The following is a 25,440-nucleotide window of genomic DNA, read 5'->3' as shown; positions in this document are numbered from 1 at the left end:
TAAGCCTTAGAATTGGTAGCTAGCGCCTAACTCAAAGGTGCGACCTTGAGCTTGGTAGTCATTTACCGTTGAATATTCTTTATCGAATAGGTTTTGAACTTTGATAGCCAATTTCAAATCATTAGTTAATTGGTGGTTAAACCCAAGATTCCACACCGAGTAACTTCCAATCGTGGTGGTATTTGCTGCGTCAGCATAGGATTCTCCACGCCAAAGGAAATCAACCACTACTTGCAGACTTTGCCAATACATATCAGCTTTGTATTTAACTTGCTCTTCTGGACGGCGAATTAAGTTTTTATTGGTGCCACGATCTTTAGGATCTAAAAACTCAACAATTACGCGATGATTTAACCAGGCTGTAGAAAAATCCCCCTGTATCTCAACACCCTGAATGCGAGCATCACTTACGTTATCAGGTGTCCATAACGGCCATGTGTCTGGCGTACCTGAATAGTCATTATCACAACGGGCAACACAGCCCCAAGCAATAAGATTATCTACATCATTACGGAATACATTAAACTGCCACTGACTGCGCAGTAAATTTAATGCAAAACCAAACTCAGTGTTTTCCGACGTTTCAGCTTTTAAATTCGGATTTTCGCTACCGGGATAATAGAGATCATTAAAGGTAGGCGCTCTAAATGCGGTGCCATGCAAAACGTTAAAAGTTAAATCGGGTTGTAATTGCCAAGCCCAGCCTAAGTTATAGGTAGTGTGGTCACCATAGTGCTCGTTATCATCGTAACGAAGGCTAGCTTCTAAAATATGCTGTTCGTAGTCACCGCGAGCACCTATGTGAGCGGCTTTGTTATCACGGCTTTCTTGTTGATAAACTAAGCTAGTGCCAGAGATATCATCTTTCTGATAATCCAATCCTCCTTGTAATAACCATTGCTGGTCAAACTCATATGCTAACAACCAATTTGCAGCTTGGCGCTCGGTAGTATAACGCTGAGGATCAACAAAGTTTTCCGCCGGAGCAGTATCAGACCGGTCTTGATGGTAGCTTAAACCAAGCTCACTAGACCATTTATTGTTATTGTAGTTAGCACTGGCGCCATAAACACTTTGACGGGTTTTGTTTAAGGCTTTACCGCCTTGAATGATTTCAGCCTCACCATCATTACGTATAACAAAAATACGGCCACGCCAAGCTTGGTTGAAGCGGTGATCAAGACTAAATAAACCACCGGTGGCTTTATACCCATAGTTTTCGTCTAAGTTATCCTGCGGGCGAATGTCATAGCCATCACTCTTATCAGCACTCAATACAAGGTTGTATTGAGTTGATTCACCCAATAGACCACTTGCTCGGCCCGCAATCTTACCGCTGTTTTCACTACCAACCGCAGCTTTCAATCCAGCGTACTCACTACCAAATTCAGGTCGAGTGATAATATTAATTACGCCACCTACGGCATCTGCCCCATAAATGGACGCTCGAGCACCGCGAATAATTTCAATACGCTCAACAAATTCTAAAGGCAATAAAGATAACTGAGCACCGCCATTAGTTGCAGTATTTACCTTTACACCATCAATAAGAAATAGAGACTGAGTGGAGCTAGTACCACGAATGAATACGCTCTCGCTGTGACCTTTACCACCGTTGCGGGTAACACTTATACCAACTTGCTGGCTTAGCACATCAATAATGTCTTGGGCGCCGCTGCTTTCAATTTCGCTACGACTAACCACAGTAAGCGGTGCAATCACACTGGCTTCGGTTTGTTCCATGCGGTTAGCGGTAACAACCATAGTAGCTGGCTGTTCTGTTTGGGGTGTTTGCTGGGTTTCTTGGGCATAGCCAAAAGCTGGCGCTACTGCGGCCAGTAATATGAACTTCTTCATCGATGTAATCCTAATCGTCGCGTAGTACTTTGCTGTTATAAGCATGTGCGATGTGGCAGGTATTCGGACTTAGAGGCATATTACTTGTACTACGGCTGCGACTTCCCGTTTGGCGATACAAACAGTGTCTGGAGATCCTTGGAAAAGGCCAATCCTTGAGCTTTCGTTCCTCATTACCGCTGCGCGTCAGTTCCGGATTTGCACCAGATTCCCTATTAAGCTTGAGTATTTAATACACAAGCACCACAGCGGGCGAGATTATAAGCGAGGCTTAATGTGATTAATAGCACAAAAAGCCTGCTAATTAGCCAACATGAAATTAACTAATATTGTCGGCTGCGTTGTTTGGAGTGGAAGGAGAAGTGTTGAACATCGCCAATGCTTCCGCCATTCGGTCGGCAAACCCTTTAAAGCGTTCTACATCTGCTTGCTTATCTTGCTCTTCGCTAGGGCTAGAAATAGGCAGTATTCCAGCCAACAAAGTTTCGGTAGCCGATTCAGGTTGCGCAAACAAGGCGCTTACCTTGGCTTGAATATCTTGCCAAGAACTCAAGAATTCACTTAAATCTGGCACCAGTTCAGAGCCGCCAGAGGCTTTATCATTAGCTTGTTGATAGGCCTGAGTAACCGCTACGCTTTGTTGCTGTTGAAAATTAACCGCAAAACCCACTAACTGTTGCTCGTCAAAACCAATGCTTAAGGCTTGATCAAAGGCTTTATCTAAGTCGCCGGAGAAAAACTGTTGGCCAACTTCATCAACTTGTTTAATTAAATCGGCAATGGCGGCTAGCTCATCATCATTAAGATCGCCTTCTACCGAAAAGCTAAACTGCTGCTGAGAAGCAAAAGAGGCCTGAATGGATGAGCCTGACTCGCTATAACTTGCCGCCAGTTGCGAGCCGTAACTAATGGTTACTTTGTCGCCTTCGGCAGTTTCAAGTTCCATTGATGCGGATTGAGAACTGGACATTGCAAGCTGACTATAAAGAGGTGCAGATTGAATTTGATAATCCCCCTCTTCAATTTTCTCTAGCCCTTCTTGAATGAGGTCATAGCTCTTATCTATCCCTTTTTCTAGATCTTCATTAAGAATACCAGCATCACTCAGCTCTTCGCGGGCGCCTTCAAAACCTATATCAACGCCCTTGCGTGCCTGCGCCATCATCTCGGCTAATTTATCTTCAGACATTCCCGACTGCTTAGCACTATGTAACGAACTTGCGACAAAGTTAAGCACGTTTCTAGCGACTTCCTCGGCATCAAACACACTCACTTGCTGTGGTTTAGGGAGGCTAACTCCACCACTGGCCATTGATAAGGTGTGTTTTTCGATTGAGCTTAGCAACACGTGGCTAGCCACTGCGCCTTGCTGATTAAAGCTAGCCTTGTCATCAGCTAGGTTATTGCGTTTCTCAATCGCCGGTGCCGATTGCTGCAACAGGCGCTCGGCATACTGTTGCACGGGGGTTTTGCCCACGCCATTCAGTTCGTTCATAAAGCCTCCACGGATTCACCCTAGTCACAGCTTATCGGCGACCAAAATTAAAACTTTAGAAATATTATCACTATTATTGTAGATAAACTGGACAAGCAAGCCACGCACCTTTAAATTGCGCTGCTTGCTAGAACAGAGGAACGGCCATGAGCGCTATTGCATACTACCCAGAACAGTACCAACAACTATTGGCCGACAAAGTGGCAAAACGCTTAGAGCAGTTTGCCGAATTCACGCCTCCTCAACCTAGTGTATTTGCATCACCGACTAAACATTACCGAATGCGCGCTGAGTTTAGGGTGTGGCACGAAGGTGACGATCTCTTCTACATCATGTTTGATCAGCAAACCAAACAAAAATTTAGAGTAGACAGCTTTCCTCCGGCTAGCGAAATCATTAATCAGCTAATGCCAATTTTAGTTGAGCGGCTAAAACCAAACCCGCTGCTACGCCACAAACTGTTTCAAGTGGATTTTTTATCTACTTTAAGTGGCGAAGTGATAGTAAGCATGCTCTACCACAAGTCTATCGACGAGGCATGGCGCGTAGAAACCGAAAAACTAAAAGCTGAGCTAAGCAAGCAGTTTTCCATACAGTTAATTGGTCGCTCACGTAAACAAAAAATGTGTTTAGACCAAGATAGAGTAGATGAAGTACTTACAGTTAATGGTGAAAAACTTATTTACCAGCAAATAGAAAACAGCTTCACTCAACCTAACGCAATAGTAAATCAACATATGTTGGAATGGGCGCAACACGCCACCAGCGATAGCCAAGGTGATTTGCTAGAATTGTATTGCGGCAACGGTAACTTCTCATTGGCGCTGGCTAAAAACTTTAATCGAGTATTAGCCACTGAAATTGCCAAGCCTTCGGTGCAAGCGGCCCAATACAATATTAAGCATAACAACATCGACAACGTTAAAATCATTCGCTTGTCGGCAGAAGAGTTTACTCAAGCCATGTTAGGTGAACGCGAGTTTCGCCGCTTGCAAGAAGCCGATGTTGATTTAAGCAGCTACCAATGCGACACCATTTTGGTTGATCCACCTCGCGCGGGCTTAGACGATGCAACCCTAGGCATGGTGCAAGCTTACGACAATATCGTGTATATCTCTTGTAACCCTAACACCCTATACAACAACTTAAGCGAACTAAGCCGTACCCATAAAATCAGCCACTGGGCACTGTTCGATCAGTTTCCTTACACCGATCACATCGAAGTAGGCATGTATCTGCAACGTCGCTAGTTAAAGCCGCGTTAACTAACGCGACTTTTTATTATTTGAAATAGTGCTCAGCTAAGCACGGTCTCCATTCATAGCTTACTCTGCATCTAGGGAAAATTATGAAACGGATTATTTTTGCCACCACTTGCTTGATACTCAGTTTAAGCAGCTTTGCCAATGAGCCAGTAAGCACCAGCTTTTGGAGTGACAAGGCCATAGGCGGAATCGATGTCACCAGTTACCAGCTCGCTCAAGATCAGGGTAATCGCTACATTCAGCAAGGCAATAAAAAGTACACAGTGAGGTGGAAAGAGGCTGATTGGCAATTTGCTAGCCAGCAAAGCGCCGACAAGTTTGCAGCTAAGCCAGAAGCTTACCAGCCTAAATATAACGGGTTTTGCGCTAATGCTCTGTCTTTAGGCGAGGGCTTAATTGCAACCGATGGCCAAGTTTGGGAGTTTTTTGATAGCCAACTGCACCTATTCTTTGCGGAAAAAGGTCGCAAGCGCTGGTTAGAAGGAGATTGGAAAGCCTACCAACAACAGGCAGATTTAGCTTGGCAGCAGGCTTTACAATAATCTAGCATTCTAAATGCTTAGCGTTTAAAACCGCCTAACTTAAACATCAGCCATAAGCCAATAAACAGACAGATGATTAGCAATACTAAGTTGCTGCCAATGTCGGGAAATTGAGCACGCAACATGGCCGAATAACCCAGCGCACCCAGTAAAAAGGCGGCAACACTCATTAAGGGAGAATCTTCACTTAAGTCTTTTTCAGTATATAAGTGGTACAACTGCATAATGGCCAAAACAAAGGCAATAATTGGAAACACCGAAAACCTTAGCTCAGGCACCGTAAACAAGGCCAAGCTAGCGTTACCACATAAACCTGCAATAAAAGCTAACAATAGTAGCGATTTTCTTACCTTCATATTCACCTCTTAACTTAAGGCTTCCGAGCGATTGTAAAGTGCCGCTCCCTTGGCAACAATGCGTAACTGTTTAATGGTTTTATCGGCCAACAATTGACGATCAAACTCTGCTAAATCTAAGGCCGAAGCACCAGCATTGAAAACAATAATCACCATAGCTTCGGCTTGCATTTGCGCATCACCTCTTGGGCAGCGATATTGCAGCTCCAAATAGTCGGTAAGCTCGGCAATAAAATGAGCAATCTCGCGCGCCACCGCTGCCCTAAAGGCTGGGGATGTCCCAGAACGCTCACGCAATAACAAACGAAACACATTAGGATTGTTATAAACAAACTCCATAAAGGTTTCCACCGAGGTGCCAATAACACTGCCACCACTGGCAATAATTCGTTGCCGCGCCTGGCGCATAAGTTGGCGCAAGGTTAAACCGCCTTCATCTACTAAGGTTAGCCCTAGTTCTTCCATATCGGAAAAGTGACGATAAAAAGAAGTAGGCGCAATACCCGCTTCCCTAGCTACTTCCCTCAGACTTAAGCTCGACAAACCACGTTCAGCACTTAATTGACTAAATGCTGCATCAATAATTGCTCTGCGTGTTTTCTCTTTTTGCTGGGCCCTAACGCCACTCATAAACCTGCCACTTCCTTTCTATTTATAGGGCTATCATACCGTGAGTAATAAAAAACCCAAATCGAACAATGCAAATCCTCAAAAACCAAGTTTTTAACTGCGAATCGTTTCAAGGCCAGAACAAACCCACTGAAAAGCATTTCATAAAAAAACAATATTCTCAATTAAACAAAAGATGCGAGCTAGGTCAATTTTCCATCAACCTGAAAACGCTATCAAGTATCTAGTCGAGCTGTGCTGTGATTAACTCAAGCTATATAAGTTGTAATCAGCAAGGATGAATAATGAATTGGTCCAAGAGCGCCATCTCAATGGCAGTAGTATTTGGTTTAAGTGCTTGTGGCGGAGGCGGCGGTGATGACACTCCACCAACCACCCCGGAATATGAATATCAGGCTTACGCATGTGACGCAGATATTTATGAAAAAGCCAAAGAGTTACGCATCTACCAAGTAATGACCGAAGCGTTTATTGATGGTGACTCAAGCCATGACTACAACGACGGTTACGGCACAAGCCACCACAAAGGCGACTTACAAGGCATTATCGATTCGCTCGATTACATTCAAAGCCTAGGCCTAAACGCTGTTTGGATGACGCCTATCTTCGATTCAGAGGGTAGCAGTAAGCTAGATGCTACTGGTTACTTCACTCGTAACTACTTTGCCATAGACCCTAACTTTGGCACCATGGAACAGGCTCGCACGCTCGTGAACGAAGCGCATGCCCGTGGTATGTACGTAATTTTTGATGGCGTATTTGGCCACCACAAAGGCAATGTAACGCCTTCTCCAAATGGCTTAACTCCATCTGGTTCTGATAACCCTGTAAGCTACCCAGGTACCGATAACGATACCCTCGAGTTTTATAAAGAAGTGGCTAGTTACTGGGTAACAGAGCTGGGCATAGATGGTTGGCGTTTAGACCAAGCTTATCAAGTTCCTATTGGCGCTTGGGGCGAAATTCGTAAAGCGGTAGAAGATGCGTCGAAGGCAACAACTTACACCATGAATGGTCAAACAGTTAACCCATTAGCTTATATGGTGGCTGAGATTTGGGATGGCGGTGGTAACCAAATTCGTGATGAAGGCTACGGACCAGAAGCTGCACCAGGTGTGTGTTCGGCCTTTGACTTCCCTATGCGATACAGCATCACCCAAACTTACGCTGTAGAAGAAAACGGCAGTGGTGGTCGTGATGCAACTAATTTGAACGCAGCATTTAACGCCCAAATTGCTAACCCTTCTCATGCTGTACCTAATGGCTTTATTGGTAACCATGACTTAGTGCGTTTCGGCGATCTATTACAGCGTGGCAACATTGCAGAGCCAAATGAGCAGGAGTACTGGGACCGTCATAAAGCGGCCTATGCTTTCTTAAGCGCTTATTCAGGTCCAATTACCCTTTACTATGGTGAAGAGATTGGCGATGAAGTACCAGACTTTGCCGACCAAGTTGGCAACACAACTTGTGCAGATTTAGGTTTATGTGATGACCACGTAGCTCGAAACAGCGGACAAGTAGAAGGCTTAGCCAGCGAACAAGGCGGCAGCGTATTTAGCGCGAATGCTAACCAAGCTGATTTACGTGATTACATCAGTTCGTTGATGACCTTGCGAGCAGCAAACCCTGCGCTTTACAAAGGTGAGCGTATAGCCATTAATCATGATGATGCGGCTAATGTTTTCTTTGACCACAAACAGTTCGAAGATAACACCATCTTGTTCCTAAACAATACTAGCAGCAACAGTTACACCATTGCTGTAACTAGTGAAGATATTGGTAGTGATGGTCAGTTACGCAACATGCTAAGCAATGAGACTATCGATATTGCTTCTGGTGGTTATACCATCGAAATAGCTGGCTTCGAGTCTTTATTCCTAGAAGTAATGTCAGCTACAGATGATGGTCCACAACAAGGAAATGGCGGCAGCCTAGTTGGTACTGGTCCTTTAGCAGATTGTAACGCACCAGATGTTGCAGGGAACGGTCCTCTGGATAAAGAAATGTGGATCCGTGGTAACTACAATGGTGGCGACGGGTTCATGGCCACGCCAGATAGCCATAAGTTCACTTACAAAGGCGACAATATTTACCAAGTCGTGGTAAACGAAACAGCGACCACTTCGTTTGGCTTTAAGTTTGCTGCATCAGATTGGAGCTCAGAATTTGCTTCATCTACCGGAGTCGCTGTAATTGCAACGGAACAAGCAATGTCTATTGCAGCCGGTGAAGGTACAGAATCAAGTGTAGTTATCCCTGAAGCAGGTGAATACGTATATAGCTTTGAAATCAATGATGCCTTAACCGGCGGAACAATGATGATTAGCAAATGTGAGTAAAAATTGAGAGGTGGCTTCACGCCACCTTTTCTTGTGCGGAAGGTTTTCTAGCAACCCTTAAAACTAGAGTGAAGGTAGTAGCCTTCAAGCGTTTGTAAACACCCTTAATATCCTATTTGGCCTCTTAATTTAAGAGGCCTTTTTTTATCCAAAAATCAGCTTATTTAAGGCTTTTGCAAAGGCTAACTAAATCAGCTTGAATAGCCCCTGCAGTCACTTCTCTGCCCGCGCCAGGCCCCTGAATCACCAAAGGGTTTTGCTTGTACCACAAGCTCTCAATAGCAAACACATTGTCGCAAGGTTTAAGGTTAGCGAAAGGGTGCAGCGCATCAATTGCCGATAAGCCAACTTCAGCCTCTCCCTTTTGATTCACTTTGGCTAGAAAACGAATCACTTTGCCTTGACGTTTAGCGTCGTTAAAAGCTTCTAGCATGCTTTGGTCTAACTCGCTCATCGAGTCTAAAAACTGCTCTACAGTTAAGGCCGCTAAATACTCTGGCACTAAAGAGCTAAGCGCAATATCGGCTAGCTCCAACTGTAAACCCGCCTCTCTAGCTAAAATAAGCAACTTGCGCTGCACATCTTTACCAGAAAGATCCTCGCGAGGATCTGGCTCGGTTAAACCTTGATTTAAGGCGTCGGCGAGCAATTCAGAAAAGGCCGCGGTTCCGTCGTACTGTTGGAACAACCAACTCAAAGTGCCAGAAAATATTCCTGAGATGGTATGAATATCATCGCCAGAGTCGCGCAAACTTTGAATACTTTTTTGCACTGGCAAGCCCGCCCCTACTGTGGCGTTGCTCAACCATTGCGCACCATGATCGCTAAAGGCTTGCTGCAAGGCTGAATAATTAGCTTGCTCACTTGCACCAGCATGCTTGTTAGCGGTAATAAGGTGGAAGCCATGTCGAGCAAATTCACCATAATAAGCACTTAGTGCTTCACTGGCGGTTATGTCTAACACAGCAAGCTCGTCATAAGGATGGCGTTTTAGCTTATCGAATAGCTCTGGCCAAATAAGCGGCGTATTGGCTTCAGTACTATCAAGCAGCTCTAGGTTCAGGCCGGCAAAGTCTAAGTGCCCAGCTTTACTTGAAAACACACCCGCCAAGCTAATTTCAAGCTCATGCTGCTGTGCCAAGGTAGTTTGCTGTTGGTTAAATAGCTCCAACCACTGGCTGCCAATATTGCCCTTGCCAAAGACTACCAAACCCAACTTGGTTTTTTGTTTGAATAGGTGGCTATGCAAATCTTTTAATAGTGGCTCTAAGGTGATTTTCCTCACCACAGCACACAAACTTAGTTTATCAGCACTCGAGTGGATAAACTCTAATGGCTGCTCAGCCAAATGCTGAAAAAACTGATAACACTGCTGCGGGTTATCACATACGCCCGCGCCCACTAGGGCCACCAAACTGTAACCTTCGCTACGCTCAATTTTTTGGATATGAAATTGGCTAGCCAGCTGATCGATTTTGGCCAAGGCTTCATCGACTAGTTCGCAAGTGTAAGCCATACGCAGCGAGCCTGTTTCGCTGTGCTTATGGCGAGTAGCGGGTGCTAGATGATGACTAGCTAAGGCTTCTAACAAGGCCGTAGCGTTAAGCGTAAAATCTTGGGTAAAGGTAAGCTCAAGTAGCACTACATTGCCTACCGAGGTAACAATTTTTGCGCTGTGGCTATTAGTACCTTTGCGGTGAATTAAGGTTTGTCCATCGTTGGGTGCGTAACTGCAGCGCAGGTTCACCTTTTGCCGAGAACGCGCCAGTGGCTCTAAAGTTCGCGCATGCAATACTGAGGTACCAATGCGCGATAATTCTGCAGCTTCATTCAACGCAAGGTTTTCAAGCAATACTGCATCTTTCACTAAACGTGGATCAGCACTATAAATACCAGCTACATCACTCCAAATCGTAGTAGACACAGCATCGGCCAAGGCAGCTAACTCGGTAGCCGAGTAATCACTGCCGTTGCGACCTAAAGTCACGGTACGTTGTTCACTATCACTACAAATAAACCCCGTTACCACTATGCGGCAAGCGGCTTTTTCAGCTAAACATTTAGCTAATAAGGGGGCACTTTTCGCAACATCCACTTGCGGTTGGGTAGATAACTCCGCTTTAAAAAACTGGCGAGAATCTAACCACTCGGCTTGGCAATCTTGAGCACTTAACAAAGCTGCTAATAAACGTGCAGACCAACGCTCGCCAAAAGACAATACTTCGTTGCAGGTAAAGGCTGTAAGCTCACCTTCAAGAATACTAGCAATTTGGTGATGCTCGCCATCTAGCGCGGTTAAAATCGACTTGGCTGCGGCTTCATCAAGCAGCTCATTAACTAACTTGCATTGAAACTCAATTAAACCTTTAAGTGCATCAGCCGCGGCATTGTCAGCCTGCTTAGCCAGTTCAATAATGTTAATTAAGCGGTTGGTGGTTTTACCAGCCGCCGATACCACAATTAAATCTTGCGCTTGAGTATGTTTGGCAACAATCGCCGCCACCCGCTTAAAGCACCCTGCATCAGCTAAGCTGCTGCCACCAAATTTATGCACATGTCTATTTACCGACATGACTTACCTCTCTACAACGCTGGTAAAACTACAGTTGGGCAAAGGCCTGCTGTAAATCATTGACTAAATCTTGCGAATCTTCCAAGCCTACCGATACCCTCAATAACTGATTAGAAATGCCAGCCTCTGCTAGCGCTTCCGCCGACATCGCAGCATGCGTCATGGTAGCCGGATGAGCAATTAGACTTTCTACGCCACCTAAAGATTCCGCCAAAGAAAACAACTGTAAGCTTTTTAAAAACTTAACCATTTGGTTTTCTTCTAAATTCAATTCAAAACTGAACATAGCACCAAAGCCCTTTTGCTGACTTTGCGCTAAAGCATGTCCTGGGTGCTCTGGCAAACCAGGGTAGTAAATCGCGCCCACCGCCTCTTGTTGTTGCAAACACGCCACCAAGGCTTGAGCATTCTGCTGGTGCACATTCATACGTGCTTTAAGGGTGCGCAGGCCGCGCAAAGTAAGGTAAGAATCAAAAGCCGAACCGGTTAAACCTAAACAGTTAGCCCACCACGCCAATTGCTCGGCCAGTTCTTCGTTGGCCGCCACCACCATACCGGCCACTACATCCGAGTGGCCGTTAATGTATTTAGTGGCCGAGTGCACCACAATGTCGGCACCTAACAGAATTGGCGTTTGCAAAGCAGGAGATAAAAAGGTGTTGTCTACCACCACCAATGCACCAGCAGCATGCGCTTGCTCAGCAATGGCTTTAATGTCTACAATTCGAAGTAAAGGGTTACTAGGGGTCTCTAACCACACCAATTTAGGCTTCTTAGCCAATAACTGAGTTAAAGCTGCGTCATCATTTTGATCAACAAAAGCCACTTCAAAGGCATTCTTTTTAGCTAGGCTGTCGAATAAACGGTAGCTACCACCGTAACAATCATGCGGAGCAACCAATAAATCGCCCGGCTCAAGCAAGGCAGTAACAAGGTTAACCGCCGACATACCGGTGTTAGTAATTACCGCACCAGCGCCATGTTCTAAATCGGCAATCGCCTCGGCCAAAATGTGCCGAGTAGGGTTACCTGAACGGCTGTAATCAAACTGGCGTTTTTGGTTAAAATCAGCAAAGCTGTAGTTACTCGACAAATAAATAGGTGGCACTACCGCACCGTGTTGGGTATCACTTTCAATACCGCTGCGCACTGCTATAGTAGCCGCTTGTAGATCTTTTAAAGACATTGCTGATTTACTCCCTCAATTTATCCTGCCACTTTACCACCAGCAAAAAAGACGTCAACACTTCTAGACGTCTAAATGTCTTTGCTGTTGGATTGCTAAGTCGCATTTCCCCCGTTACAATAGGGTCTCTTTAGTTTGGTGTGTATTGCAGAATGTCTACAGATTGGAATGGTGAGTGGATCAGCCCTTACGCTGAGCACGGTAAAAAAAGCGAACAAGTAAAAAAAATCACAGTATCTATCCCACTAAAAGTGCTAAAGATATTGACCGATGAGCGAACCCGTAGACAAATAAATAACCTACGCCACGCCACCAACAGTGAGCTACTTTGCGAAGCATTTTTGCACGCCTATACTGGCCAACCACTGCCCGACGACGCCGACTTGCAAAAAGACAAGCCCGACCCGGCCTTAGAGAAAGCCGCCCAAGCAGAACTCAATAAAGAAGATTAAGATTTTACAAAGCCGCTCATTGAGCGGCTTTTTTGATTTACTCTAAAACCACTATTCTAATTTTGTTTTGCTCCCTAAGTTTGATTACATCATAGGCAACTGAAAAGATAATTAAGCAATGCGCTAGTACTAGTTCTGAAGTATTCTCAATAAAGTACCAAGACAGCCCACTACATAACACTGCTACAGCTATTAACCAAAAACTTCTGTGTTTAAATAACACTTCATCCCCCAGTATGCATAATAATTTTTATTTCGCCTCACAGCGATAATGAGGGATTGAATAGCTACATTCAATTGCCCAATTTCCTTTTAGTTATCCTGCCAATAACAAGGTTTAGTAAGCTGCGTTTTCAAAGAATTACAAATTGATTGAAAACAAACTTACTGATACTATTAACAATTAGTTAAAGGAGGCATTATGTCTAAGGGCAATTTTTGTCATTTACAGGGCTTTGAACCTAGCGAAAGAACGCTACAATACATAGAGCAGATGAACGACACAGTTGAAATGGCAAATTTATTGGATAAGCTCATTAGTGTAGTTCCTTTCTTTCAAATATTTGCAGGCAGAGGCACCTACAAAGCTGCAGAATTGATATCTACGGGTTACCAAGTTACGACTTATAATTGGGAACTATATGCCAACACTGTAAAGAGCATTCCCGAAATAAAACGTAAAAAGCTGGAAGACATTGCAGGTACCGCATCTATTTATACTCACGGTAAAGAAAGGCGCTTTTGGGAGTGTGTATATAATGCTCTATAGACTTAATTTATTAACAGCAGGCTTGATTATGACGTTCTCAGGGGCTGCTTCTTCTACGTCTCTGCTCATGAGTAATGAAAACTTAGCAAATGAACTAGAGCTTAAATATCAAGCCTTAAACGCTAAAACTCAAGTTTGCAGAGAGGCTCGCAGGAACCACATAGAAGTAGAAAAAATAACAAGCAACTGGTTTTTAGCTCTGCCAGCGGAAAGTAAAAAGGTAGTGCTACTTGTTGCTAGCCACGAAGCAATGGAACGTTGCACCAAAGCACAAGCCGATGAGTATTCGCTTATTTTAGTTGAGTACGCAGCTCAAACAGAGGATAAAAACCAACTCGATGAATGGCTAAAAATAAAACAAAATTTTAAGCCCGATGAGTTAGTAAATGATATCAATGAGCTTAACTCTGAAGAGTTGATAGCTTTTCTTAAAGAACCTCTACTCAGTGAGCCATTTGATTTAATTGCGATTATAAAACAACTAAATCTATAGCTATTGAGGTGGTTTTCTACTTTTAATGTGTAGTAGCCCAAGCCTAAGCTGACAAAGCCCCCTAAAAATCGGGAAACTGTCAAGTCTGAACTACTACATCTAGACATACCTAGTACATATTGAGAAAAACAAAGCCTTCATCCGTTAGCTCTGCGCATTGGTTTCGCCTTCGGCGGCGTCATTTTCTTTGAACAACCAAAGAAAACGAAGCAAAAGAAAGGTTGCCCCGCATTATCTTCTTCCTGTGTTCAAGCACACAAAGCGATGCTTTGTTTACATCTGTGCTTTCACCTCATTTTAAAGCGCGCCTGCACAACTCGCTTCGCTCAAACAGTGCTTGGCTTAATCACTTTAAACTTCCGCTACTCGCGATAATGGAGGGGAATGCTGTGGTCCTAACTAATAAGTGCGCAAGCATAAAGCATCTACTAAATAGTAACTAAATCATCATTTAATAACGTGTAGCGCTAACTCAATTAGCATTAAATGATAAAGTAACGATTAGAATTGTCTGATGAAATAATGTTGGTTCTAGGAAAATCATATGGAGAAGAAATATCAAGTTTTTGTTAGCTCGACTTACGAAGATCTGCAAGACGAAAGAAGATATGTTTCTGAAAACTTACTAAAGTGCGATTGTATACCTGTAGGAATGGAACTGTTTCCCTCAACTAATTCTACTCAATGGGAGTTTATAAAAAGCCTCATAGACGAATGCGATTACTATATCTTAATACTTGGGGGAAGGTACGGAACTGAATGCAAGGTAAATGAGTATTACCGAGATGATTTTAACCTCCTAAAATCTAAACAGGTTTCACGTAGCTTCACTCACCACGAGTATCACTATGCTAAAAGCAAAAACATACCGATTATTAGCTTTTTGTGTAAGGACCCTGAAGAACTTAAGGCTAGTAAAATAGAAAAACAGACCATGGGAAAAAGCTCTATTCAGATTTTAGGAAAACAGTAGAAAATAACAATCGAATGTGCTCATATTGGAGTTCTCCAGAAGAGTTGTCTCTACAAGTAACAGTCTCGATTAATAAGCTAATCAACTCTGATCCAATGCCTGGTTGGGTTAGAGCCTTGGACTCAGCAACAAGCGGCCTAGTCACTTCAAATTTGACCAGAGAAAATGAACAATTAAACAAAAAAATTCAAAGACTAGAACTCCAATTAGCCCGCAATATTGATATTATCCCCAACACACCAACTCTTAGTTCTCCCAACGAAAGGCAACCTACCCCAAAAGAATTTTGGAACGTCAGATACTCAATACTACAATTTAGATATCGAGGTCGTGGATTCATACAATCTTCATATTCAGTGAACATAGATATAGAAGAGTTAAAAGAAACCGTAAAAAGTCAGATCAGACAAATCAGCTCAGAAGGTGAGGTAGGAGATATAATCAAAAAATGTGTGTATAGCACTACTTTAAAAGCTTCAACAGAAATAACTCCTCTGTTTCCGTCACCTTGTGGTGAATATCGTAAGGGTGATCTCCAACACCTCTCTGTCTACCCTGAGGATATCTATTTGATTCAATCATGGCTAAAAGACAAGCAGGTCTATGATACCGATGAAAATGGATACACCATTCTTGCTCCACTTCTTAATTAAACTGATACATAACACCCAGACACAAAAAAAGCGCCCTTAGGCGCTTTTTGTTTGCTGTGTAGCGTAAATAAGGCTGGCTTATTTTTTGCCCAATACAGCGAATTTTTTGTTGAAACGATCAACACGACCACCGGTATCAACGTTACGTTGCTTACCAGTGTAGAACGGGTGACATTTGTCACATACGTCTAGGAACATAGAACCAGTGCGAGTAGATTTAGTTTCGATTACGTTACCGCAAGAACAAGTAGCAGTAAGTACTTCGTAAGTTGGGTGGATATCAGTTTTCATGGATTACCTCAATACTTGGGCCGTATCGCCATTCGGTCGCCACAATTGACACCAAACACCATACGAAAGCAACTCTATCAGAGCCTATAAATTTTAGGTGGCGGATCATATAAGAAGCCACCTAGCATAGCAAGCACCCAACAACAAAAAGCGGGTAAAAATTCGCCAAACGCTTAATTTGCTCCGCAAGGTGCTCTGCCAGTAGAATGAGACAGGTTTTTTGCTTGAGTTTATTGATTAGTGTCGATTGTTCGTGTTGCCTTAGCTATTCCCCTGCGTCGCCTTTTTGATTACAGCGTGCCAGCAAACACCCCAATGCCAGCCATTGGTACTCGCGTAAAGGTGCCTTTTGGTAAAGGCGAAAAAGTGGGTTTGGTAATAGAACACCCCAGCGATAGCGACATTGCCGAAGATAAACTCAAACCTTTTAGTGAATCACTCGATCAACAAGCATTGTTACCAGAAAGCCTATTTAAGCTACTTAATTGGGCTAGCTCTTATTATCACCACAGTTTGGGAGATGTGATCAGCCAAGCCTTGCCAGCACTTTTACGCAAAGGTGAGCCAGCCAAAGCGAAAAGCATAGTGGTGTGGCGTTTAAGCGAGCAGGGCAAAGTGGCCGATCTAGCAAACTTTACCCGCGCCCCCAAGCAAGGGGTTGTATTAGGCAGCTTGCAACAGCAAGAAGATGGCCAGCTGAGTGACGAACAATGCAAGCAACAAGAATTATCCCGTACTGCCATTAAAGCGCTAGTAGATAAAGGTTTTATCAAAAAACATGAGATTACACCCGCGCCAGCGCTGTGGTCGAAAAGCGATACCAACAACCAAGCCTCGCTAAAGCTTAATGCAGAACAAGCCATTGCAGTGGCGGCAGTTAATCAAAGCATTGGCAGTTTTCAGGCCTTTCTTATCGAGGGTATTACCGGCTCGGGCAAAACCGAGGTGTATTTAAATGTTATTGCCGAAGTGCTCGCCCAAGGTAAACAAGCCTTAGTATTGGTGCCCGAAATTGGCTTAACGCCACAAACCTTAGCGCGCTTTGCGGAGCGCTTTAAAGTGCCGGTTTATGCGATTAACTCTGGGTTAAACGACACCGAGCGTTTTACCGCATGGCTTAAAGCCAAACAAGGCGAAGCAGGCATTATTATTGGCACCCGCTCGGCAGTATTCACCCCCATGAAAAACCCTGGGGTAATAATTATCGACGAGGAGCACGACAGCTCTTTTAAGCAGCAAGACAGCTTTCGCTACCACGCGCGCGATTTAGCCATAGTGCGTGCCCGATTAGAAAAAATGCCGGTGGTGCTTGGCTCTGCCACCCCATCGCTAGAAAGTTTGCATAATGCGCTAAGCGGCCGTTACTCGCACTTAGAACTAAAACAACGCGCCGGTAATGCAGTATTGGCCGAGCAACAACTGCTAGATATTCGCCAGCAGCCACTATCGTCAGGTTTATCACCGGCACTGATTAAAGCCATGCGCATCGAGTTAAAAGCTGGCCGCCAAGTAATGCTGTTTTTAAATCGCCGAGGTTACGCTCCTGCGTTGCTGTGCCATGAGTGTGGCCACGTATGCGAATGTGAGCGCTGTGAGGCCTACTTTACCTATCATCAGCAACCTCGCCACTTAGCTTGTCACCACTGTGGCAGCCAAAAAGCCGTGCCACACCAATGTGAAAAATGTGGCTCTACCAACTTGGTAACAACAGGTTTAGGCACCGAGCAGTTGCAAGAAGCCTTGCTGGAGATATTTCCCGAATACAAAGTGGCGCGCATCGACCGTGACAGCACCCGCCGCAAAGGCAGCTTAGAACAGTTACTGGACGATATTCACAATAACCAATACCAAATATTAATTGGCACCCAAATGTTGGCTAAAGGTCACCATTTTCCTAACGTCACCTTGGTGGCTTTGTTAGATATTGACCACGCTCTATTTTGCTCTGATTTTCGCGCACCAGAACGCTTAGCCCAACTTTACGTTCAAGTAGCTGGCCGAGCTGGTCGAGCGAATTTACTGGGCAAAGTATTGTTGCAATCTCACCATCCAGAACACGAGCTGTTGCAAGATCTTATCAACAACGGTTACCAACATTTTGCTCGCTTTGCCTTAAACGAGCGCAAAGATACCGAACTGCCGCCCTTTAGCTTTCAGGCGCTGTTTCGCTTTGAAGCTGCCGATGGCAACGCAGTTAACGAGCTTAGCCAACAGCTATACCAACTTGCTCAACCGCTACAACAAGGAGAAACGTGGGTATTTCCGCCCTGCCCTGCGCCACAAGCGCGCCGTGCGGGTAAGTTTCGTATGCAACTGTTGATTCAAGCCGAGCAACGCCCGCAACTGCATCAATTGGTTTATCGCCTGTTGCCGCAACTAGAAAGCTTAAAACTAAGCCGAAAAGTACGTTGGTCTTTAGATATAGACCCTTACGACATGCAATAAATCTAAGGCTTTTTGTAAGGCTTAAAAGATCAATCTCTCGCCAACCAGCACCTAGGATCTTCGGTGGTTTCCCCTAGCTTCCAAAACTAAGGCTAATTAGCCAAGATAAGAGATAGTCTTCGTCACAAATTGTCGGTAAAATGCCCGCTTTGTAGAATTTATTTACGCGAGATTGGTGCCAACCTTCATGAAAGAGCTTATTCAACAACTTCTGGAACAAACGGTCACAGCCCTAAAACAACAACAGGTGCTTCCTGAAGGATTCGAACCACGAATCCAAGTAGACCGAACCAAAGATAAAGCTCATGGTGATTTAGCCACTAACCTAGCCTTAATGGCCGCTAAGCCAGCGGGTAAAAACCCACGCGAGCTAGCGCAGCTAATTGTAGATAACCTACCAGAATCTACCTTGGTAGAAAAAACCGCCATTGCTGGCCCAGGTTTTATCAACTTCTACCTAAACAACGATTGGTTAGCATCGCAAGTTGAAGCCATGGCTAGCTCGCCAACCGCTAACGTTAAGCCCGCAGAAAAGACTCAAACCATTGTGGTGGATTACTCGGCGCCAAACGTAGCCAAAGAAATGCACGTAGGCCACTTACGCTCAACCATTATTGGTGACGCAGTGGTTCGCACCCTAGAGTTTTTAGGCCACAAAGTGGTACGCGCTAACCACATTGGCGACTGGGGCACCCAGTTTGGCATGCTTATCGCCAACCTCGAAGAAGTGGAAGCCCGCGGCACAGACGCTGGTGATATTGAACTCGCCGATTTAGAAGTATTTTACCGCGAATCTAAAGCGCGCTACGACAGCGACGAAGTATTCGCCGAACGTGCTCGTAACTACGTGGTTAAGCTGCAAAGTGGCGACGACTACTGCAACACCATGTGGCGCAAACTGGTCGACATTACCCTTAGCCATAACCAAGCCGTTTACGACCGCTTAAACGTATCGTTAACTAAAAACGATGTGATGGGCGAAAGCATGTACAACCCAATGCTTCATGACGTTGTGGCTGACTTAAAACAGCAAGGTTTAGCGGTAGAAGACAACGGCGCCACCGTAGTATTCCTTGATGAATACAAAAACAAAGACGGCGACCCAATGGGTGTGATCATCCAGAAAAAAGACGGCGGTTTCCTATACACCACCACCGACATTGCCTGTGCTAAATACCGCTACCAAAACTTAAATGCTGACCGAGTGCTGTACTTCATTGACTCACGCCAACACCAGCACTTAATGCAAGCCTGGAATATTGTGCGTAAAGCCGGTTACGTGCCTGAAGAAGTACCTTTAGAGCACCATGCGTTTGGCATGATGCTTGGCAAAGACGGTCGCCCATTTAAAACTCGTAGCGGCGGCACTGTTAAGTTAGTAGACCTATTAGAAGAAGCCGAGCAACGCGCGCAAAGCATTGTGGCCGAGAAGTCGCGTGACTTAGACGCTGAGCAACAAGTAGTAGCAGCAAAAGCAATAGCCATGGGCGCAGTAAAATACGCCGACTTATCGAAGAACCGTACTACCGACTACATCTTTGATTGGGAAAACATGCTGGCGTTTAACGGCAACACGGCTCCTTACTTGCAATACGCTTATACCCGTATTCAATCAATTATTCGCCGCTCGGAAATTGACGTCGCCAAGCTACAGCAAGCGATTAATTTAGAACAAGACGCCGAGATTGCCCTTGCGCAAAAACTGATCCAGTTTAGCGATGCAGTGCACAACGTAGCAAACAAAGGTATGCCACACATGATGTGTAACTACCTTTACGAGCTAGCGGGTGCCTTTATGACCTTCTACGAGGCCTGCCCAATTCTTAAAGATGATGTAGCAGCCGATACTAAATCTAGCCGCTTACGCCTAGCTTCACTTACCGCCAAAGTTCTAGACCAAGGTCTATCACTACTAGGAATTGAAACCCTGGAACGCATGTAAGCATGGCCAAGGACTACGTAGGGCGTAGCAAGCCCAAGAAACGCGCGGCTAAATCTAGCCGTGCGGTATCTAATAATAAACGCTTTCCTTTACCGCTAGCTTTAGTGGTAATTGCCGCTATTGTGGGATTTGCAGCGTTGCTCTTTAATATTAAAGGCACAGCCCCAACCCCCGCACCAGAACTAAGCGAAATAGTAAAACCTAAAGCCACAGCACCTAAGCCTAAAACAACGCTGCCAGAGCCACCTAAAGAGCGTACTTACGTAAAAGAGCTGGAAGAGAAAAAGGTTGAAGTAGAGATTGCCGAGCAATCTTCTAAACCAGGCAAGCCTTATCAAATGCAATGTGCGTCATTTCGTAGCCGCGACAAAGCAGAAGAAAGTAAAGCGCTTATCGCCTTTGCTGGCTTAGAAAGCCAAATTAGACGCACTGAAGGTAAAAATGGCGCATGGTATAGGGTTGTGCTGGGTCCCTACCCAACTAAACGCGACGCTGAACGCGCTCGCCATATCTTGCAACGAGCCAAGATAAATGGCTGTCAAATTTGGCATTGGAACTTTTAAGCCACCTACCACTCTAAATAAGCTGAATAATCCTAATTCAGCTTATTTTTTAATTACTTAGCCACGATGTGGTATTACAGTTATGTATTAACAATTGCACGTTAAAACAACTACAATAGCGCATTAAATCAGCAAAATATTCTCACCCTTTAGTGAAAAAGAAAGAAAAAAACAACGCTAAGCAATTAAAAATATTAGTTATTTGAACTAGTTCTCAACTATGTTATAAAAATGTAGCTAGGCTAGTATGTTAGGGACAACTAAAATGCGGAATATCTATAAGCTTCAATCCGCGACTCGTAATAGGAACGCGATGAAATGGAAAACACGGAACTAGAGCAGCTCGACCGCCGTCGCTCAATGCGATTGGACTTAGAGAATGAGCCAGTGAAATTAACGTGGAAAGACAGCGAAGGCGAAGATCAAAGCATTGAAGCAACCTGCATAGATATCTCTCGACGGGGTATGTTGGTAAAACATAGCAACGATCTGCAAATAGGCACTAAGCTAAAATTACAATTTTCTTCAGAACATAGCGATACCGCAGAAATGAAGGCTAAGGTTGCACGCTGCCACCGTAAAAACTTCTCCAGCTATCATATGTTTTTGTTATTGCTATAGAAAATTCATCTGTTCAAGCAAAGTCGGCGATCTGTCTTATACTTATTATTACTTGTACCAACGACAAGTTGGTTAACTAGGCACAAGTAGCAATAACAAGGAGCAGCCATGTTAATATTAGTGGGTGGAGAGAAAGGCGGCAGTGGCAAAAGCTGCCTCGCACAAAACATTGCTGTACACCTTAAAACCAGCCTAAATGCCAACATCCTGATGGTGGACTGCGATCCTCAACGCACCACTTCTGATTGGATCCAAGCCCGTAACGAAGATGAATCACTGCCCGGTATCAATTGTATCCAGCTTTACGGCAAGATCCGCAAAGACCTATTAAGCCTTGAAGGCGGCTACGACTTCGTAATTGTGGACTGCGGTGGGCAAGATAACCTGGCAATGCGAGCCGCTATGTCGGTGGCTAAATATGTACTCATTCCATTGCGTCCTAAACGCCGCGATTTAAAAACCTTACCGCACATGGAAGACATGCTTAGCACCTGTAAAATGGTTAACCCAAAAATGGTTGCCAGTTTTATTATCACCCAGTGCCCCGCTTTACCTAGCCAAGTACAACGCATACTAGATGCCAAAGACGTCTGCCGCTCCTTTGGTTTACATGTATTAGATGCCGTTACCTTCTCACGTAACATTTATGATGACAGCGAAGAAAGTGGCCGCTCGGTGATAGAGATAGAGCAAGATGGCAAGGCCGCGGCAGAAATTGCAGCTATTGTTGATGAACTGTTCGCGATTCAACAAGAAGACTCTCATGAGTTTAACTGATCTAAAAAAACGCCCTAAGCAGCCAGTTAAGCGCAGCAAAGTGAGTGTTGACCAGTTTATTGAAGATGCTGACAACTACGCCCAGGGTAAACCAAGCGCCAGCAATAACCCGGTTAAGAGCACTAAAGCCACTACTAAATTTCGCCACTGTACCTTTACCTTTGACGCATCAGCGATAGATCATTTACAACAGGCCTCTGAACAACATAAAGTGCCTAAATCTAAACTACTTAGGCTACTACTCAAGCAATTTGATTCACTCAGCCCGCAACAGCAACAAGCACTGTTAGAAGAGAGCAAAGAGCCCTAAAAGCACGCTGTTTTTTAGCTTACACCTTGAAAATCCTGTCACTCCCCCCCATTTCACACTTATAGCCAAGCTAACGCTGCAAGTTAGCTCAACAAACTGAGGAAATAACGTGACTACTATCGTCTCCGTACGCCGCAACGGCAAAGTGATCATTGCTGGCGATGGCCAAGTCTCCCTTGGCAACACCGTAATGAAAGGCAACGCCAAAAAAGTGCGCCGCCTTTACCACGGAAAAGTACTCGCTGGATTTGCCGGTGGTACTGCAGATGCATTCACCCTATTTGAGCGTTTTGAAGCTAAGCTAGAGATGCATCAAGGTCATTTAACCAAAGCTGCCGTAGAGCTCGCCAAAGACTGGCGAACCGATCGTATGCTACGCAAGTTAGAAGCATTGCTAGCTGTAGCCGATAGCGAAGCCTCGCTAATTATTACCGGCAACGGTGACGTAGTACAGCCAGAGCACGACCTTATCGCCATTGGCTCTGGTGGGCCATTTGCCCAGTCTGCGGCATTAGCATTACTTGAAAATACTGAGCTAGGCGCCCGTGAGATTGCAGAAAAGAGCCTTACCATCGCCGGAAACATTTGTGTGTTTACCAACCTAAACCACACTATTGAAGAATTAGACGCCAAAGCCTAAGGCTTTGCAGGAAGATATTATGTCGGAAATGACCCCAAGAGAAATTGTCTCAGAGTTAGACAACCACATTATTGGCCAAGGTGAAGCAAAACGTGCAGTAGCCATTGCCCTACGTAACCGCTGGCGTCGCATGCAACTAGATAACGAGTTGCGCCAAGAAGTTACCCCAAAGAACATTTTGATGATTGGCCCAACGGGTGTGGGTAAAACCGAAATTGCTCGCCGCTTAGCCAAGCTAGCCAACGCGCCATTCATTAAAGTTGAAGCCACCAAATTCACCGAAGTGGGTTATGTGGGTAAAGAAGTTGAAACCATCATTCGTGATTTAGCTGATGTTGCCTTCAAGATTACCCGCGAGCAAGAAACCGAAAAATTCCGCTTTCGCGCCGAAGATCAAGCCGAAGACCGCATACTCGATGCCTTACTTCCGCCTGCTAAAGACACTTTCGGTCACGAAGAAGACACCAAAGAAAACTCAACCCGCCAAGCCTTTCGTAAAAAGCTACGTGAAGGCCAGCTCGATGACAAAGAAATCGAAATCGATGTGGCTCAGCCACAAGTTGGCGTAGAGATCATGGCGCCTCCTGGTATGGAAGAAATGACCAACCAGTTGCAAGGCATGTTCCAAAACCTTTCGGGCAACAAAGACAGCAAGAAGCGCAAACTCAAGATCAAAGAAGCCTTTAAGCTGTTGGTTGAAGAAGAAGCAGCCAAAATGGTTAACCCAGAGGAGCTTAAAGAAAAAGCCCTACATGCGGTAGAAAACAACGGCATCGTGTTTCTAGATGAAATTGATAAGATTTGTAAACGCGCTGACACCTCTGGTCCAGATGTAAGCCGCGAAGGTGTGCAACGCGACTTGCTACCTTTGGTCGAAGGCTCAACCGTTAGCACTAAACACGGCATGGTTAAAACCGACCACATCTTGTTTATTGCCTCTGGCGCTTTCCAAGTGGCTAAACCTTCAGACTTAATCCCTGAGCTACAGGGTCGTTTACCAATTCGGGTAAACCTAAGCGCTTTAAGCGCCGAAGATTTTGTGCGTATTCTTACCGAGCCAAATGCCTCGTTAACCGAGCAATACAAAGCCTTAATGGCCACCGAAGGTTTGGATATTGAGTTTACCGAAGACGGTATTCGCCACATCGCTAACGCTGCCTGGCAGGTGAATGAGCGTACCGAAAACATCGGTGCTCGCCGCTTGCATACGGTAATGGAAAAGCTGATGGAAGAACTAAGCTTTGTAGCTTCAGACAACGCAGGCCAAACCATCGTGATTGATGCTGATTACGTGACTAAGTACTTAGACGAGCTTGTGGCAGATGAAGATTTAAGCCGCTTTATTCTGTAAGCAGCTTGCTAAATAGACCCTAAGCCGCCAGTTTGGCGGCTTTTTTGCACCTGTTATTTGCTGGTTTGCTGATTAAGGCTTCTGCAAAAGACTTGATATTTCTTAATTGAAAACGGCAACTTAGGGTTTATACTGGTAGCGAATACTCGGGCCAATTTAGGATCCAGACCATGGAATATAATACCTCTGAACTTTGTGACCTCTACGCAGATACGGTTGACGTTGTTGAACCCATGTTTGCCAGTTACGGTGGCAAAAACGCTTTTGGGGGCGAAATTACTACCATTAAATGCTTTGAAAATGCCGGCTTAATTGCTCAGGTAGTTCAAGAGTCTGGAACTGGTCGCGTACTACTCATTGACGGTGGTGGCTCATTACGCCGCGCCTTGGTTGATGAGAGCATTGCCGAGACCGCAGCCGACAACGAATGGGACGGTATTATTGTTTATGGTTGTGTGCGTGATGTTGATGCGCTGGAAGACTTGGACATTGGTATTCAAGCCCTAGCTTCTATTCCAGTAGGCGCTGACGCAGAAGATGAAACCGGCGATGTGAACATTCCGGTTAACTTTGGTGGAGTGACCTTCCTTCCAGAAGATCACATCTATGCAGATACCACCGGGGTAATTTTATCGCCTGAGCCGCTAGATATAGAATAAGCGCTCAAGCTTAAAACTATTCGGCGTGAACGTCTTCAATACGGCCTAATAAGGCTTTAAGACGTTCTTGCCAAGCTTGTTGCTCTTGCACTAAACGGCCGTTCTCGTCGTTTAACTGGCTGTTTTGCTCTTTAAGCTCGTCAATTTCCATACGTAATAGTTCGATGCTATCTACTGCAACCTGAACTTTTGCTTCTAATTTTTCTAATACATCAAAAGACATTAATATTTCTCCCGTTAATTCCGTCTCAAAGCC

The 25,440-nt window shown here is 44.8% G+C and carries 25 protein-coding genes and 1 riboswitch; of the genes, 17 read left to right on the top strand and 8 right to left on the bottom strand.

What is annotated here, in order from left to right; translation table 11 throughout:
• Positions 1-6: 6 nt before the first annotated feature.
• Positions 7-1,857, bottom strand: coding sequence for a TonB-dependent receptor domain-containing protein (locus K5609_RS02075; protein ID WP_221075761.1), 1,851 nt, complete (start codon positions 1,855-1,857; stop codon positions 7-9).
• A gap of 37 nt (positions 1,858-1,894) precedes the next feature.
• A riboswitch (cobalamin riboswitch) is annotated at positions 1,895-2,120 on the bottom strand.
• A gap of 56 nt (positions 2,121-2,176) precedes the next feature.
• Entirely contained in the window at positions 2,177-3,352 is a 1,176-nt protein-coding gene (locus K5609_RS02070; protein WP_221075760.1) for a DUF5610 domain-containing protein, read from the bottom strand.
• Between the two features lie 146 nt (positions 3,353-3,498).
• Between K5609_RS02070 and trmA the strand changes: the two genes are divergently transcribed.
• Both trmA and K5609_RS02060 read left to right on the top strand, forming a co-directional pair.
• Positions 3,499-4,602, top strand: coding sequence for a tRNA (uridine(54)-C5)-methyltransferase TrmA (gene trmA, locus K5609_RS02065; RefSeq protein ID WP_221075759.1), 1,104 nt, complete (start codon positions 3,499-3,501; stop codon positions 4,600-4,602).
• A gap of 98 nt (positions 4,603-4,700) precedes the next feature.
• On the top strand, positions 4,701-5,159 hold the full coding sequence (locus K5609_RS02060; protein ID WP_221075758.1) for a YHS domain-containing (seleno)protein: 459 nt from the start codon (positions 4,701-4,703) through the stop codon (positions 5,157-5,159).
• A 17-nt stretch (positions 5,160-5,176) separates the two neighbouring features.
• Here the strand turns inward: K5609_RS02060 and K5609_RS02055 are convergent, their stop codons facing one another.
• Together K5609_RS02055 and fabR are read right to left on the bottom strand one after the other, a co-directional pair.
• On the bottom strand, positions 5,177-5,515 hold the full coding sequence (locus K5609_RS02055) for a DUF1422 family protein (RefSeq protein WP_221075757.1): 339 nt from the start codon (positions 5,513-5,515) through the stop codon (positions 5,177-5,179).
• A 9-nt stretch (positions 5,516-5,524) separates the two neighbouring features.
• Positions 5,525-6,145 (bottom strand): HTH-type transcriptional repressor FabR, encoded by a 621-nt coding sequence (gene fabR, locus K5609_RS02050; RefSeq protein WP_163134047.1) that lies wholly within the window; start codon positions 6,143-6,145, stop codon positions 5,525-5,527.
• A 284-nt stretch (positions 6,146-6,429) separates the two neighbouring features.
• Here fabR and K5609_RS02045 point away from each other — a divergent pair, with 284 nt between their 5' ends.
• A complete protein-coding gene (locus tag K5609_RS02045; protein WP_221075756.1) occupies positions 6,430-8,487 on the top strand; it encodes an alpha-amylase family glycosyl hydrolase in 2,058 nt (685 codons plus the stop codon).
• A 160-nt stretch (positions 8,488-8,647) separates the two neighbouring features.
• Here K5609_RS02045 and metL read toward each other — a convergent pair whose 3' ends face one another.
• Together metL and metB are read right to left on the bottom strand one after the other, a co-directional pair.
• Positions 8,648-11,059: a bifunctional aspartate kinase/homoserine dehydrogenase II gene (gene metL / locus K5609_RS02040; RefSeq protein WP_221075755.1), complete on the bottom strand. Its 2,412-nt coding sequence runs from the start codon at positions 11,057-11,059 to the stop codon at positions 8,648-8,650.
• 28 nt (positions 11,060-11,087) lie between these two features.
• Positions 11,088-12,245, bottom strand: coding sequence for a cystathionine gamma-synthase (metB, locus tag K5609_RS02035; RefSeq protein WP_221075754.1), 1,158 nt, complete (start codon positions 12,243-12,245; stop codon positions 11,088-11,090).
• Between the two features lie 152 nt (positions 12,246-12,397).
• Here metB and metJ point away from each other — a divergent pair, with 152 nt between their 5' ends.
• From metJ to K5609_RS02010, 5 genes are all read left to right on the top strand, one after another.
• Entirely contained in the window at positions 12,398-12,697 is a 300-nt protein-coding gene (metJ, locus tag K5609_RS02030; RefSeq protein WP_152783554.1) for a met regulon transcriptional regulator MetJ, read from the top strand.
• Positions 12,698-13,118: 421 nt separating this feature from the next.
• Positions 13,119-13,466 carry a hypothetical protein gene (locus tag K5609_RS02025; RefSeq protein ID WP_221075753.1) on the top strand — a complete coding sequence of 116 codons (348 nt, stop codon included), beginning with the start codon at positions 13,119-13,121 and terminating at the stop codon, positions 13,464-13,466.
• Complete coding sequence (locus K5609_RS02020) at positions 13,456-13,959, top strand: hypothetical protein (protein WP_221075752.1); 504 nt, start codon at positions 13,456-13,458, stop codon at positions 13,957-13,959. The genes K5609_RS02025 and K5609_RS02020 overlap by 11 nt, the downstream gene beginning before the upstream one ends.
• 544 nt (positions 13,960-14,503) lie before the next feature.
• Positions 14,504-14,932, top strand: coding sequence for a DUF4062 domain-containing protein (locus tag K5609_RS02015; RefSeq protein ID WP_221075751.1), 429 nt, complete (start codon positions 14,504-14,506; stop codon positions 14,930-14,932).
• Positions 14,933-14,976: 44 nt separating this feature from the next.
• A complete protein-coding gene (locus tag K5609_RS02010; RefSeq protein ID WP_221075750.1) occupies positions 14,977-15,585 on the top strand; it encodes a hypothetical protein in 609 nt (202 codons plus the stop codon).
• A gap of 78 nt (positions 15,586-15,663) precedes the next feature.
• Here K5609_RS02010 and rpmE read toward each other — a convergent pair whose 3' ends face one another.
• Entirely contained in the window at positions 15,664-15,876 is a 213-nt protein-coding gene (gene rpmE, locus K5609_RS02005) for a 50S ribosomal protein L31 (RefSeq protein ID WP_163134041.1), read from the bottom strand.
• Between the two features lie 240 nt (positions 15,877-16,116).
• On the opposite strand from rpmE, the gene priA reads away from it, so the two are divergent.
• From priA to rraA, 9 genes are all read left to right on the top strand, one after another.
• On the top strand, positions 16,117-18,321 hold the full coding sequence (priA, locus tag K5609_RS02000) for a primosomal protein N' (RefSeq protein WP_221075749.1): 2,205 nt from the start codon (positions 16,117-16,119) through the stop codon (positions 18,319-18,321).
• Positions 18,322-18,508: 187 nt separating this feature from the next.
• A complete protein-coding gene (gene argS, locus K5609_RS01995; protein ID WP_221075748.1) occupies positions 18,509-20,263 on the top strand; it encodes an arginine--tRNA ligase in 1,755 nt (584 codons plus the stop codon).
• Positions 20,264-20,265: 2 nt separating this feature from the next.
• Positions 20,266-20,826, top strand: coding sequence for an SPOR domain-containing protein (locus K5609_RS01990; RefSeq protein ID WP_221075747.1), 561 nt, complete (start codon positions 20,266-20,268; stop codon positions 20,824-20,826).
• Between the two features lie 318 nt (positions 20,827-21,144).
• A complete protein-coding gene (locus tag K5609_RS01985; protein ID WP_221075746.1) occupies positions 21,145-21,447 on the top strand; it encodes a PilZ domain-containing protein in 303 nt (100 codons plus the stop codon).
• Between the two features lie 108 nt (positions 21,448-21,555).
• Positions 21,556-22,224: an AAA family ATPase gene (locus K5609_RS01980; protein ID WP_221075745.1), complete on the top strand. Its 669-nt coding sequence runs from the start codon at positions 21,556-21,558 to the stop codon at positions 22,222-22,224.
• Positions 22,211-22,534 (top strand): replication protein RepA, encoded by a 324-nt coding sequence (locus tag K5609_RS01975; RefSeq protein WP_221075744.1) that lies wholly within the window; start codon positions 22,211-22,213, stop codon positions 22,532-22,534. The genes K5609_RS01980 and K5609_RS01975 overlap by 14 nt, the downstream gene beginning before the upstream one ends.
• Before the next feature lie 109 nt (positions 22,535-22,643).
• A complete protein-coding gene (gene hslV / locus K5609_RS01970; protein WP_016399711.1) occupies positions 22,644-23,174 on the top strand; it encodes an ATP-dependent protease subunit HslV in 531 nt (176 codons plus the stop codon).
• 19 nt (positions 23,175-23,193) lie between these two features.
• Positions 23,194-24,525: an ATP-dependent protease ATPase subunit HslU gene (gene hslU, locus K5609_RS01965; protein ID WP_163134034.1), complete on the top strand. Its 1,332-nt coding sequence runs from the start codon at positions 23,194-23,196 to the stop codon at positions 24,523-24,525.
• Positions 24,526-24,695: 170 nt separating this feature from the next.
• Positions 24,696-25,184 carry a ribonuclease E activity regulator RraA gene (gene rraA / locus K5609_RS01960; protein ID WP_163134033.1) on the top strand — a complete coding sequence of 163 codons (489 nt, stop codon included), beginning with the start codon at positions 24,696-24,698 and terminating at the stop codon, positions 25,182-25,184.
• Positions 25,185-25,200: 16 nt separating this feature from the next.
• Here rraA and K5609_RS01955 read toward each other — a convergent pair whose 3' ends face one another.
• Positions 25,201-25,407, bottom strand: a complete 207-nt coding sequence (locus K5609_RS01955; RefSeq protein WP_163134032.1) for a cell division protein ZapB — start codon at positions 25,405-25,407, stop codon at positions 25,201-25,203.
• Between the last annotated feature and the right edge of the window lie 33 nt (positions 25,408-25,440).

It is taken from the genome of Agarivorans aestuarii (genome assembly GCF_019670125.1).
Classification (GTDB): Bacteria; Pseudomonadota; Gammaproteobacteria; order Enterobacterales; family Celerinatantimonadaceae; genus Agarivorans; species Agarivorans aestuarii.
Note: the sequence above shows the minus strand (reverse complement) of the source record. Positions and strands in the feature narration are given on the sequence as shown.